This is a genomic window from Acinetobacter sp. RG5 (genome assembly GCF_031844265.1).
In the GTDB taxonomy this organism is placed as follows: domain Bacteria; phylum Pseudomonadota; class Gammaproteobacteria; order Pseudomonadales; family Moraxellaceae; genus Acinetobacter.
In genome coordinates this window covers 173,198-186,557 of the sequence record NZ_JAUZUV010000005.1, presented here as the reverse complement: position 1 = coordinate 186,557, position 13,360 = coordinate 173,198, and the positions used below count along the sequence as shown (strand labels likewise).

General features: G+C 44.7%; 12 protein-coding genes, 4 tRNA genes and 1 pseudogene. All 17 read right to left on the bottom strand.

What is annotated here, in order from left to right; all coding sequences use genetic code 11:
- Positions 1–149: 149 nt before the first annotated feature.
- The 17 genes and pseudogenes from Q9R21_RS07675 to Q9R21_RS07595 all read right to left on the bottom strand — a co-directional run bounded on the left by Q9R21_RS07675 (position 150) and on the right by Q9R21_RS07595 (position 13,313).
- A tRNA-Thr gene (locus Q9R21_RS07675) sits at positions 150–224 on the bottom strand.
- A gap of 17 nt (positions 225–241) precedes the next feature.
- Positions 242–317: transfer RNA gene (locus Q9R21_RS07670), tRNA-Gly, on the bottom strand.
- A gap of 38 nt (positions 318–355) precedes the next feature.
- Positions 356–439, bottom strand: a tRNA-Tyr gene (locus tag Q9R21_RS07665).
- 56 nt (positions 440–495) lie between these two features.
- Positions 496–571 (bottom strand) — tRNA-Thr (locus Q9R21_RS07660).
- A gap of 98 nt (positions 572–669) precedes the next feature.
- Entirely contained in the window at positions 670–2,163 is a 1,494-nt protein-coding gene (gene trpE / locus Q9R21_RS07655) for an anthranilate synthase component I (RefSeq protein ID WP_311204064.1), read from the bottom strand.
- Positions 2,164–2,271: 108 nt separating this feature from the next.
- Complete coding sequence (locus tag Q9R21_RS07650; protein WP_086044201.1) at positions 2,272–2,940, bottom strand: phosphoglycolate phosphatase; 669 nt, start codon at positions 2,938–2,940, stop codon at positions 2,272–2,274.
- A gap of 78 nt (positions 2,941–3,018) precedes the next feature.
- Positions 3,019–3,678 (bottom strand): FHA domain-containing protein, encoded by a 660-nt coding sequence (locus Q9R21_RS07645; protein WP_004729299.1) that lies wholly within the window; start codon positions 3,676–3,678, stop codon positions 3,019–3,021.
- A 62-nt stretch (positions 3,679–3,740) separates the two neighbouring features.
- On the bottom strand, positions 3,741–6,002 hold the full coding sequence (gene gspD / locus Q9R21_RS07640) for a type II secretion system secretin GspD (RefSeq protein ID WP_311204063.1): 2,262 nt from the start codon (positions 6,000–6,002) through the stop codon (positions 3,741–3,743).
- A gap of 38 nt (positions 6,003–6,040) precedes the next feature.
- Entirely contained in the window at positions 6,041–6,895 is an 855-nt protein-coding gene (locus Q9R21_RS07635; RefSeq protein WP_311204066.1) for a type II secretion system protein N, read from the bottom strand.
- Positions 6,895–7,638: a type II secretion system protein N gene (gene gspN, locus Q9R21_RS07630; protein ID WP_311204062.1), complete on the bottom strand. Its 744-nt coding sequence runs from the start codon at positions 7,636–7,638 to the stop codon at positions 6,895–6,897. The genes Q9R21_RS07635 and gspN overlap by 1 nt, the downstream gene beginning before the upstream one ends.
- A 182-nt stretch (positions 7,639–7,820) precedes the next feature.
- Complete coding sequence (locus Q9R21_RS07625) at positions 7,821–8,147, bottom strand: H-NS family nucleoid-associated regulatory protein (RefSeq protein WP_026055760.1); 327 nt, start codon at positions 8,145–8,147, stop codon at positions 7,821–7,823.
- Positions 8,148–8,288: 141 nt separating this feature from the next.
- A pseudogene (locus Q9R21_RS07620) lies at positions 8,289–8,717 on the bottom strand (acyl-CoA thioesterase).
- An 8-nt stretch (positions 8,718–8,725) separates the two neighbouring features.
- On the bottom strand, positions 8,726–9,919 hold the full coding sequence (locus Q9R21_RS07615; protein ID WP_191112945.1) for a heme biosynthesis protein HemY: 1,194 nt from the start codon (positions 9,917–9,919) through the stop codon (positions 8,726–8,728).
- 6 nt (positions 9,920–9,925) lie between these two features.
- Positions 9,926–10,765: a hypothetical protein gene (locus tag Q9R21_RS07610; protein WP_311204061.1), complete on the bottom strand. Its 840-nt coding sequence runs from the start codon at positions 10,763–10,765 to the stop codon at positions 9,926–9,928.
- Positions 10,762–11,541 carry a uroporphyrinogen-III synthase gene (locus tag Q9R21_RS07605; RefSeq protein WP_311204060.1) on the bottom strand — a complete coding sequence of 260 codons (780 nt, stop codon included), beginning with the start codon at positions 11,539–11,541 and terminating at the stop codon, positions 10,762–10,764. Before Q9R21_RS07605 ends, Q9R21_RS07610 begins: the two co-directional genes overlap by 4 nt.
- Entirely contained in the window at positions 11,541–12,464 is a 924-nt protein-coding gene (gene hemC / locus Q9R21_RS07600) for a hydroxymethylbilane synthase (RefSeq protein ID WP_311204059.1), read from the bottom strand. Before hemC ends, Q9R21_RS07605 begins: the two co-directional genes overlap by 1 nt.
- Before the next feature lie 108 nt (positions 12,465–12,572).
- A complete protein-coding gene (locus tag Q9R21_RS07595; protein ID WP_311204058.1) occupies positions 12,573–13,313 on the bottom strand; it encodes a LytTR family DNA-binding domain-containing protein in 741 nt (246 codons plus the stop codon).
- Between the last annotated feature and the right edge of the window lie 47 nt (positions 13,314–13,360).

Sequence of the window (13,360 nt, the reverse complement as noted above, 5' to 3'; positions counted from 1 at the left end):
TTAATCTTCCTCGTTTACGTCGAACACAATTCTGAGTAAAACCCAGCTCCGACATATCGTTTAAAAAAACCGAACACCAAATACTTGAAAAGCAGACTAAATAGCCTGCTTTTGGAATTTCTTTGCAACAAAGTTGCTAAACTGTAATCTGGAGCTCTTATCGAGATTTGAACTCGAGACCTCTCCCTTACCAAGGGAGTGCTCTACCACTGAGCTATAAGAGCAAATATTAGTACTTCAATGGAGCGGGAGACGAGGGTCGAACTCGCGACATGTAGCTTGGAAGGCTACCGCTCTACCAACTGAGCTACTCCCGCACGATGTTGGTACAAACCACTTATTGAAGTCTTAAAATTGGTGGTGAGGGAAGGATTCGAACCTTCGAAACTTTCGTAGCGGAGTTACAGTCCGCCCCCTTTGACCGCTCGGGAACCTCACCATTTTTTACACTTACATCAGTGCTATTCTTTACTTCACACTACCAAACTTCTAAGATGGTGCCGGCACACGGATTCGAACTGTGGACCTACTGATTACAAGTCAGTTGCTCTACCAACTGAGCTATGCCGGCGTTTCTTAGTGTTTCGTACGTTTCGTATCGGAACGGTGTGCAGTTTAGCAAAACTCAGAATCCTTGCAAGTGTTTTTTTCAAAAAAAACGTCAAAAACTCATAAAATCAAACCATTTGATGATAATTCAACCGCTTTGATCACTGCGCGAGCTTTTATTTGGGTTTCATTCCACTCAGATTCAGGATTTGAGTCGGCAACTAGCCCTGCTCCGGCCTGCACATAGACCTTATTTTCGCGAATGACACAGGTACGAATCGCAATCGACATGTCCATTTCGCCATGCCAGCCTAAATAACCAACAGCACCACCAAAAATTCCACGTTTTACCGGCTCAACTTCGTCAATAATTTCCATGGCACGGATTTTTGGCGCACCTGAAAGTGTACCAGCAGGGAAAGTTGCTTTAAAAACATCCAGAGCATCGACATCATCACGCACTTCACCCTGCACATTGGAGACAATATGCATCACATGCGAATAACGTTCGATCACCATTTGATCAGTCACCTGCACTTTGCCAATTTTTGCGATACGCCCTACATCATTACGTCCCAAGTCAATCAGCATGACATGTTCAGCAATTTCTTTTTCATCAGACAATAAGTCTTGCTCAAGCGCCAGATCTTCTTCTTTGGTTTTGCCGCGTGGACGGGTCCCCGCTAATGGACGAACTGTGGCAATTCCATTTTCCAGACGGGACAGAATTTCCGGTGAAGAACCGACAATATGGAATGGCGTGTTGTTTTCCAAGGTCTGCCCTTGCACCAGGAACAAATACGGTGATGGATTGAGATGACGCAGCGCACGATACACTTGTAGCGGATCACCATCGAAATCAGAGACCATCCGGTGCCCCGGCACCACCTGCATTACATCACCGGCACGAATATACTCTTTGACCTTTTCGACCGAAGCAATGAAGTTGTCATGTCCGGTGAGGGACTCAAAATATGGCGGCGTATGTTTTTCAGCTTTAAGGCTGATGGGCGTGGCCAGAATATTTTCCAATTCATTTAATTGTTCATGTGCTTTTTCATAAGAACCCGGAGCAGTGGCATCAGCATGTACGATCAGGAACAAGGTGTCTTTTAAATTATCAAACACGATGACGGTTTTAGACAGCATCAGCCAGATATCGGGTAAACCAACCGGATCTGCTTCAGGCACATTTTTTAACTTCGGCTCGATATAACGCACAGCGTCGTAACCAAAGTAACCAACTAATCCACCAGTAAAACTCGGCAAGTCCGGCAATTCTACCTGGGTAGGCACCTTAAATTGCGCCTGAAAATCACGGATATATTGAAATGGATCAGCACAGTGCTGTTTTTCAATTGAAGCATCTGCATGCTGTACCGTCAGTTCGCCTGCATTGCAGGAAAATACAGTAGATTCACCTAGTCCAATAATCGAATAGCGTGCCCAGTTCTCTCCGCCTTCTACGGATTCAAATAAATAAGCCTGCTGATGCTGTTTAAGGCGTGCAAAAATAGAAAGTGGTGTATCGGTATCTGCCAGACGCTGACGATAAACAGGAATGAGATTATAGCCTTGTGCAGCAAGTTGCTGGAATTGTGCTTGAGTGGTCATGCGGTTTTTCTCTTTAAATTAGGGTTACTCAGTATGTAAATAGAATTGAACTGAGCGACGCCATCGAAAAACCTTACAACTATTCATTTTCTTTCCTTAGTACACGTATTAGGCAAGTAATTCTCTAAGATCATCCACAATCTGCTGCGGCTGACAATCTGCAATATTTTCACCATGATTATAGCCATAGCTGACCACAACACAATCAATCCCGGCGCGGCGTGCGGCTTCAACATCATTGGAAGAATCGCCAATGAGCAAGACCTGTTCTTTGCTCACCTTATAATGTTCGACACAGTGCAACAACTGGCGTGGGTGCGGCTTACGTTCAGTAAAACGGTCGCCACCAATGGTATCGGCAAAATAATGAGCCATATCCAAGGTATCTAAAATGCTGCGGGCAGGAAGTTCAGGCTTATTGGTCACACAAATCAGGGTTTTACCTTGGGCTTTAGCCCAGTCCAGAAATTTCAGGATTCCCGGAAAAGGAACGGTATCGACGCAGGGATCGACATTATAGATATCCAGAAAAGTCGTTAAGAGTTCCTGATGCTGTGCCGGTGTGACTTCACCCACCAGATGCTGGAGTACACTTTCACAGAATATCGACGTGCCCTTACCTACCCAGGTCCGTACCTGCTCTTCAGTCACCAGAGGCAATTGCAGCACATTCAGGCTCATATTCATGGCGCGATACAGATCATGTGCTGAATCCACCAAGGTACCATCCAGATCAAACAAGATCAGTTCGCGCTTTTCTAATTGTGCAATAGACATCCCGACCCTCTTTTATAATGTGCGCAGCCACAAAAAAGGCATGCGCTATGCATGCCTTGATTGTAACCAATCATCAGCTTATTTGAACAACAACCAAGCCATAATTGCCAAAATAATCAGCACAATCACTGAAATCAAACCTACAGATACATTTTTCTGGGTTTCTTTTTCCTGTTCTACACGTGATACAGGCTGCTCAACCGGAATTGGGGTAGGCTCTGGTTTTACCGCATTAATGTCCACGCCTTCCGGAATAGGTGCCGGTTTTGGAATACCGACATTGGTTGGCATGCCATCACGGGTTAATTGTACCGTAGCATCACGATGTTTCAGTTCCGGCATTCCCTGATCATTCATTTGCTGTGCAGGTGTAGGCTCAGCGACTTCGACCTGTTCCACGACTTTTTCTGCCGTTGCTTCAATTTCTGCTGGAACCTCTACTGCAGCCGCAGGCGCCATTACTGAAAATTTCAAGCTGGCAAACTGAACAATGTCATCCTGCTTTAATAAGGTTTCTTGCGCAATCTGCACATCATTGACGAAAGTGCCATTCGATGAACCCAAATCCTGCACCCAGAGCGCATCATCCTTTAGTAAAAATGCCGCATGTTTACGGGAGATTTCCGCAGCCTGTAACACGATATCTGCCGCCTGATGACGCCCCACCAGCATGTCACGGTCAATGCTAATTTCCTGTCCTGTTAAGTCGCCTGTAATCGCGTGTATTTTCCAAGTCATGAAAGTTACTTCTCTGTTCTCTTTGACATTATCATAACATGCTGTCTGCAAATGCGAATGACTTAGCTTTTGGGTCTAAGTGTGGTTGTTGTAACGGTATTTTTACTTTTTTCTACCTGTTGGACGGGTTCTACCACTTGTCGCTGAATCACTGGTTCTATCGCTACCGGCGTAACAACTACATTGGCTGGCTGCGCCTGAACGGGTGCGGTCGGCACAGTTTGATAAGTCGAGTTTTGCAATGGCGTTCTGGATACTGGAATTCGCTGTTGATACACATCTTCAACACTTTCTGGCAGCTTGGCAAAGTTCCCGTCCGAATCGAGTGCGAGTTGCAGACTATATAGCTGACTATAGCGTTGTTGGGTCAGTTTACGCACTGCATTTTTATCCCCCACAATAGTTGGATGGATAAAGATCAATAAGTTACGCTTCTGATTGGACTTACCTTCTGAACGGAATAAACGTCCCAAGCCTGGAATCGCACCCAGACCAGGTACAGCCTGACGCCCATAACTGGTGTTATCTGAGATCAAACCACCAAGGACAATGGTTTGTCCATGTTCGGCCAGAATTGAGGTTTTGATCGCTCGCTTGCTGGTGACCAGATCCTGTGCCTGCCCTTTACTGGCCTTGACATCAGAAACTTCCTGTTCCACTTCCAGGCGTACCGTACCATCTTCGCCAATATGCGGGACCACCTTTAAAGTGACCCCGACATCCTTGCGTTCAATGGTGGTATAGGGATTAGCAACTCCAGCAGCACCTGTAGACACTGAGCCTGTCACAAAAGGTACGTTTTCACCCACCACAATATAAGCTTCTTCATTATCCATGGTCACAATCGACGGCGTAGACAACAGGTTGGATTTAGTGGTTTCTTTGAGTGCCTGAATCATCGCACCATACAGACGACGGGAACCATCACTGCCTTCACGATAATCACCGAGTACCAGTGAACTGCCCGCGCCCACGGCACTTGCAGCACCTGCACCACCACCGGTGAGATAACCGGCCGCAATATTTTTCAGACTAGTCCCAAAATTATCGAAGTTCACCAGCCCAATCCCACTGCTGATATCACCCAAGGCCCATTGCACACCGAGTTGATCCGCATCGGTTCCTTCCACTTCAATAATCGCGGCTTCGATCAGCACCTGTTGACGACGGATATCCAGCTGGTCAATTGCCGATTCAATTTCCCGCATCAGTTGTGGATCTGCTTTCACCACCAGAGAATTTTGTGTGGTATCGGCAATAATACTGACGCCATTGCTATTAAAGCTGGTAATTCCGCCCTGCTCATTATTCATGCCGCTATTCAGCTGAATGCCTGAAGAGGTGTTGCTACTTGAACCTGTGCTGGTATTGTTGTTATTTAAATTGCTACTAGAACTGAGCGAAGACGAGTTCGAGGATGTACTACTCGAATTTGAATTACTGTTCACCACCTGCCCGCTTACCAAACCCTGCAAGATTTCCGCAAGATTTTTAGCGCTGGCATATTTCAGACGAAAAACTTTTAATCCACCCAAACGATCCGCAGCCGGTACATCCAAGGTTTCGATTACTTGACGCACCCGTTTGCGCGTCGTGGGATCACCTTTGATGATAATCCGGTTAGTACGGGTATCTGCAATCACCCGCACCCGCGAACCGCGAACGTCTTTAGCACCGCCGGTGGCAGTCATGGACTCGATCAGTCCAATCATTTCTTCGGCCTGACTGGATTGTAAGCTTACCGCTTCAATATCATTTTGACCGGTACCATCCAGATTGCGAATAATGGTTTCCAACTGGTAAATATTACTGGCACGATCCGACACAATTAAAGCATTTGTACCCGGCACCGCCGCTAGATGCGCAAACTGCGGCATCAAGGGACGTAATGCAGGAATTAGATCATTCGGATTGGTATTTTCCAACCATAACACCCGGGTCACAATCTGGTCACCACTGGCGCGGCTTCTGGCATCATAGGGAATGCCTGAGCTTTTGACATTGCTGTCCGGAACCAGCTTGATGGTATTCCCCGAAGGAATTGCCACCACACCGTTGACATTCAGTACGCCTAAAAACAGGTCATAGACTTCATTTTTATTCAGGGCTTTATTGGAAATGACTGTTACGTTGCCACGTACCCGCGGATCGACTGCAAAGTTTTTGCCGGTAATATCGGCCACTTCATTAATGAATGCAGTTAAGTCAGCATCTCGAAGGTTAATTTTCCAGGTTTGTGCATAACTCGCCGTACTGACCATGGCCATTAACGGTGCGGCCACACAGAATGCCCATGCTGATCGATTATTATTAAATAAAGCCATAAACTTTCGTGTTTCCTAACCCTATGCGTGATGACACATCACTTCAAATCTTGTTGTATGGTCATCACCTGATCACCACGTTTTATTTCGAGTTTGACCTGACCTTCACGCCGGGCCTGTTCCAGTAATTGTGCTTCGGTCTGTCCCTGGCTCAGCGTCTGGCCATTTAAAGACAAAATCCGGTCGCCCGGTCTTAAACCCAGGCGATTACGCAATGCAGCCGGCGTCCGTGAAGTTACTTCATAACTACCATCTGCTGCACTAACCCCCATATTCTGTAAATACTGGTCCTTGTTTTCCTGCATCTGCTGGATGGCCCGACCAATTTCATTCTGTGGCGAAGGCTGCTCAGGCATACCACTATTAGAAGGCATAGCAGGCATTGAACTTGAAGATGCTGATGTTTCCGGCACAATCGGTTGATTCAAGCCATTTTCCAGACCTTTAAATAAGACTTCCTGAGTAGCACCTGTGGATCGACGCAGAATAACCCGATCCCAATACACCTCAGCCAACTTAAAACCGCTATTGGCCAGCATTTCCCCGACACGGTAACGATCGACCTGATCATTAATTTTCAGTACCGCAGAAGAGTTATAACTTGGACTGGCAACCACCACCCCTTGTAAAATGATATTGGTAGTTTCAATAGCACCCACAGACTGCCCAACTTCCTGAAACAGTGAAAATGCACCGATATTCGGAATTTGCGGCTGTTGCGAACCCAATTCAACCCGATCCAGCTGCATGGCTTGGGGTGGAGCAATCAGTAACCAGAACAAAGCCGCCAGCTTCCAGCATAGATACAGGATGAGCAGTAACAAAACCATAGGTGCAGCACGATTGAGCTGTTTCAGTTCAATATTTTTTAAATCATTCAGAGAAACTGTCATCAATTCAAGCCTCCCATTAAGGGTTGGCGGGTACTGATCACATAGGTATCTAATCCGGCTTTACCTTCATAAGAAGGTGCATTCATTAAAAAGCGCTGGGTGAGCTGGATATCCAGCATCAGACTCGGATCAAGCTTGATATTCAGCATGCGTTGATCGCGACTATCTCGAACATCAACTAACAGCTGTCCACTTTCATCTGCGAGTTGTCCAGTCATGGCGGGTACATTCATGCGTTCCTGACGCTGAGCAAATGTATAAATCAGCTCACCACCCGCCCATTGCATTTGCCCAGCCACCTGACTGAAACCCTGATCTTTTTTATATTTAAAATCCAGATCTTTAAACTGAATCGCAGTACTCGGCCATTGCCAGTCTGCAACTTTTTTTAAGGTTTCAGGCGCGACCTGCCCTTCAAGATTTTTGACATTCAAAGATTTATTCAGACCATAAGCCATGATCCCGGAAAGCTGGGTATTGCCACTATGTAAATCCACATGTGCCCCAACTCGCAGCAACAGCAAATCCAGCGGCCGTACTTTCCAGTTCAGACTGCCCCGAAGATTGCCTTTTTTCCAGTCCGCACTTCCCTGCCAGATATTTCCGTTTACATTATGCAAAGTCTGGTTATTTTTATAAAATTTTGAAATTAACCAGGCCGCTGGCACTTGTAATACGACAAAAATAAAAAATGCAACAAGAGCAAGGATCAACCATCTTAAAGTTTTCGGTTTACTGCTCATCCCCACCACGACCAATCGCTCAAGTCCAAATCCCCATTTATAATTTTCCCCTTATACCCACACATTATGCACACTTTTCTGCCAACGCCAATTCATAGATATAAAAAAACCAAGCAGGTATGCTTGGTTTAATGATCATAGACTGTCTGTATGACAGCCTAATGACTAGATCAAATGGCAGCTTAGATCAGGAAATCGTCCAGCTTTGCGCCTTTTTCCAATTCAGCCACCAACCAGCGCGGCTGTTTACCACGGCCAGTCCAGGTATCGTCCGGATTGCTTTTGCTACGGTAACGCGGTTCAACCGACTTACGTGACGATTTCTTACGTTTAGACGCACCAAATTCAAGTAACTGTTCAACTGTCATACCAACTTTCTCAGCAACTGCCAAAATTTGCTGATAAGCATCTTCAATCTCTTGATCTTTTTTTGAAGCAATCAGCGATTCTGCTTCTGCTTGTAAACGTTTTAACTCTTCTACTGATAAATGCGTAATATCTGGCATAATGCTCTCCGAAAAATAATATTATTCGTTTTGTTAAATAATAGCCCCATCATATTTATATTAAATAAAACATTCAATATAAAAACTTAAAGCAATAACAATAAAGTTTAAAAAAAATTACAAAATAAAATGCTTCATTCATTTTTAAATTTCATGTTGAACACTTAATTCAAGCGCTTTGATTTTTTCGCGAATATGTTCCGGAATTTCTGTTTTCTGCATGGTCTTTTTATCGACACAGACAATCACTGCTTCTGAAGTAGCCACAATACTTTGCTGTTTTTCACTCCATAATAGATATTGCATTCTAACTGCACTATTTCAAATTTCTTCAATACGTGCTGCCACTTTTAAATGATCAGGAAAAACCACAGGTTTTAAATAACGGCACTGATTTGAAGACACTACCGTAAATACCGGTTCATTATGTATATCTAATATCCCTAGATAAGCCAGACGCGCACTTTCGACATAACGGTAATACATGGCATTATTGACATGTCCAAAGGCATCCATATCACCCCATGCGACTGTTTGTTCATAAATAACTGGATATTGTTTTAATTCTGACATTATTATTCTCAAGTCTTAATTTCTATAAAGTTTACATTCGATTCAAATACTGCATTTAACTGCTGTAGCAAGTCCTCCCGATCTTGTAAGGCAGCTTTAATTCTTAAATAACTCATACGAATATCATCCGGATACAAGTCAAGTAGTTGCTGGGCTTGATCTGTATAGCCTGTGGCTTGCAACACATGCCATTTCGCAAAGCTTAAAACCGGTAATGCCGGATACTTGGTTTCCCAGTGCGAAATCTGTTGTGCAATCGCATCATAATCCGGGTTTTGACGCAATAACTGTTGTTGGAACCACAAATAAAATACATCCTGATTAAATTGCTGTTCCATTAAATGAATCGCAAGCACTTCATGCTCGGCACTCATTTCTGGCATTCTAAATAATAATTTCAACCATAATAATTTGACCGAATAGTCACGATCAAATATTTGCGGTTTTAAATCTAAATAACGTTGCTGTAAATAAAATAAATCGTCCTGTGTGGCTTGGTCATAGGCTAATAATAATTGTTCAAGCCATGTTTTTTTTACTTCTTGGTCTAAATGCCCATATTGGGTCGAACGTAAATATAACCAGGGAAACTGCATGGCAAATACCCCCCATAATGCAACAAGGCGCTGCTCATAGGCTGTTTTAACCTGCATTAACCAAGGTGATAATTCATGCTGATTTAAAAACTCCAAATGGGTAAGTGCTTGTTCACCTTGCTGTTGTGATAAATAAATTTCAATCCGTTGCAATTCTGCCAATTCAAATGCCATGGGATTGGATTGGTTTAAAGCAGTTAATGCATGGGTATATTGCTGTTGTCCCCAAGATAAACGTGCATCAATAATATGCTTGAGTAAACCCGACTTGGTGAAAGACTGCTGAATAAAATCCCGCTGATCCTGAGCAGCGTTTAATAACCAGATGACTGCCAATTGTTCATAAGGGTGCAAGCGGGAAAAACTAAAGACTGTTTCAGTTTTACGCTGTTCACGGCTGCGATACTGCTTGATCGCATACCAGATGCAATGCATCAAAAAACTTACACTGACCAAGGATGCGGCCAAAAACCAGAGGGTGGTTTGTAACTGCCACTCGCGCCAATACAGATAGACATAGCCAGCCCCATGTCCATAACTCAGGATACTCAGCACCGCAATGCCAAGTAAGCAGACAAATAAATAGGCCAGCAGAATCTGTTTCATAAGCAATTAGCCCACTAGGGTGCGTGTGTTTAATAATGGAATCGGAGTAATCGGGGTGGCCTTGATTTGATTCAATTGCTGAATCCATTTTTGGCTCTGTGCATCCGGCAATTGCTCCAAGACTTCAATCACGGCATTCAGTGCTTGCTGAAAAGCGACGGATTGGTCTTTTTGCAAGGTATTTTGTGCGATGAGCAAGCGCAACTGGGCCTCTTTCAGTACCAGATGCCGTTGCATCAAGACTGTGCTTGGCTGATCTGCGGATTCAATCTGAATCCAGCGCTGCCAGAAAGAGCGTTGAGTTTCTGGACGCTGACGATGTGGTGTCTGAATTTCTTTTTCAATTTCAGCATCCATCTGCACCAAGAGTTCTTTTACTTTATTTTGCTGCACTAATCGACTATTCACGAATTTTTTCAGCATGTCCTGATCTTTCGCAATCACTTGCTGCAAACTGCTGACCAAGGCAGGCGCTAAAATATAATCATCCAGCTCATTAGATAACTGAGTTAATTTCTCAATCGCAGTGGCGTATTGTTGCTGTTGCAGTGCAAATTCGATCAGATCCAGATGTTGCTGTACTAAGGCAATATCATTCTGTGTTTCATTAGCTACCGCTTCACTTACTGGCGCTTTTGCTGAAGTAGCCCTAGCACTTTCCTGCTGAGCAGAAATCTGGCGTTTTAAAGCCACGAACTGATCATTGAGATTGGCATTTTGCTGCTGTAACTGATTGATGCTTTGATTGAATTCAGTCTGTGCTGTATTCAGAACATGAAAGTCATAGCTAAGCTTGATGAGCCACGCCATACTCAAGATGAACACTACAATGAATAGTTTCTTCATGCGTTCCCTAATATCAGCCTCATTTTCTGCAAGATCGTATTTGCCTCTAAATCATCGACTTGTACGAATTGAAAACTTGCCTGATGCTGCTGTTGATATTCCCCAAGAATAGTGGCCAAACGTGGCCCCAAAACCAAATAACAGGCTTGCTGTATGAACTCTGCACTATCCTGCATAATTGCCAGCCAGTTTAACCAGCTTGCCTCACTAGTGATCAGAACTGCAAAACGCTGCTGCCTCTTAAGCAGCGACAAGTTCTCTGCCAAAATCGTTGCCGTCGTTTCAGGACATTGCCGCCGGTACAAAATAAAGTTTAAAACTTTAATATTGCTGGCACGTAAATGATCCATCATAAATTGACGACCACCTTCTCCGCGCCAGAAAGCCACACATGAACCAGAAGCCAATTGCTTCAACACAGGCAATTGCAGCATGCCTTCCGAAGTTTCGACCTCAGGCACATGACTATGAATGCCATAGCTCGCCAGTGCCTGTTCAGTGGCTTTTCCCACTGACACCCAATGCACCTGCGCCAAGGCCGAGAGCTTAATACCCGCCTGTTGTAAATATTGCATGCCAATCTGAGCGGCCGTCGGACTGACCACCACAATAATCTGTGCTTGCTCCAGCTGCTGATACAAACTCGACAGCTCATCGGAATAAGGCATGGCATGCAGTTCGAGCAAGGGCAATTGCAGAACAGACACCTGTGCTGCCTGTAACTGTTGAGTCAAGCCTGCAGCACGATCACTGGGGCGAGTATTAATCAATAACATCAGTGTGAATAGAGTGCTTTCAGCAACTCGCCAGCACCTTGATCAAGCAAGTCTTTTGCCAGCTTCACACCCAATTGCTCTGCATCTGCCATTTTTCCAGTGTGCTGTGCCCGGAGCAAAACCGTTCCATCGACACTGCCTACACGGCCTTCGATTGAAATCACACCCTCTTTGAGCGTGGCATAACCGGCAATCGGTACCTGACATCCGCCTTCTAAATAGGCATTAAAAGCACGTTCAGCACGTACGCATGCATTTGTATCTGCATGCAGGAGTGGCTGAATCAAGTCCAGCACCATCTGATCATGAGTACGGCATTCCAAACCTAGCGCACCTTGACCCACGGCCGGTAGACTGACTTCAGGCGTTAGCGTATGACGAATACGTTCTGCCAGACCCAAGCGTTTTAAACCGGCACTGGCCAGAATAATCGCATCATAATGGCCTGCATCCAGTTTGGACAAGCGCGTGCCGACATTACCGCGTAAATCGATAATATCCAGATCTGGACGCTGTTTTAAAATCTGAGTTTTACGGCGCAAGCTTGAGGTTCCGACTTTGGCGCCTTGTGGTAATTCTTCAAAACTAGTGTAGGTATTCGACACAAAAGCATCTAAGGGATCTTCACGTTCACAGATCACCGCCAGACTCAGACCTTTGGGCAAGGCCATCGGAACATCTTTCATGGAATGCACGGCCAGATCCGCACGACTATCCAGTAAAGCGGCTTCTAATTCTTTTACAAACAGTCCTTTTCCACCAATTTTAGCCAGTGGTGTATCTAGAATTTTATCGCCCTGTGTAACAAAAGTGACTAACTCGACCTGCAAACCAGCGTGCAAATCTTGTAGGCGCGCACGGATATGTTCCGCTTGCCAAAGCGCAAGTGGACTTTGTCGAGTTGCAATTTTTAGGGTCTTCATAAATTTCAATAACAGTAAATGAGAACAATAGTCTAAACTTAACCTGCTCACTTGAAAATGCAAGTGAATTTATACAAGTTTCAACTGAATGCTCTCATTCATCCCCTGCTAAAGCTTTTGAATTCGATCTCGTAAAAATGGTAAATGTCGCCGACTGACCGCCAAACGGTCGTCCAGCTCACGACAACGTACCTGATACTGACCAGAACTCACCACTTCCAGACCGTCCAGATAATGCACCGAGATCAAGGCATTACGATGAATCCGGATAAACTGGTTCCCAAACTCCTGCTCTAACTCCTTTAAGGTTTCATCAATCAATACACTGCCGTTTTTATGACGCACAGTGACATATTTCTGATCCGCCAGAAAATAATAGATATTTTCAACTGGCACCAATTCGACACCACGATAGGTCTTTGCCGCAATCTGCTGGCGGCTGATATTGATTTCGTCCATATTTTCTTTTTGTTTTAGTTGGCTCATTTGAGCTTGGGTAAGTTTAGTTAAGTGCTCTAAAACCTGTGCCAATTCCTGTTGCATCACCGGTTTAAGCAAATAGCCTTCGGCATTTGATTTAAATGCATCCAGCGCATGTTGGTCATAGGCCGTACAAAAGACAATCGCCGGCATTGGATCCAGTTGACGCAAATGTTGCGCACAAGCCAGTCCGTTCATTTCAGGCATTTGAATATCTAATAGGATGACATCGGGTTCGTATTGGTGAGCCAGATCAATCGCTTGACGGCCATGGCTTGCTGTCGCCACCACATCATGCCCCAGTTGAGAGACCAAACGTGATAAACGCTTGACGGCTAAAGGCTCATCATCACAAATCAGGATGTCCATTTCTCCTCCTTACCCAGTTAACATCATCAGATGAATGATAAAGCTAA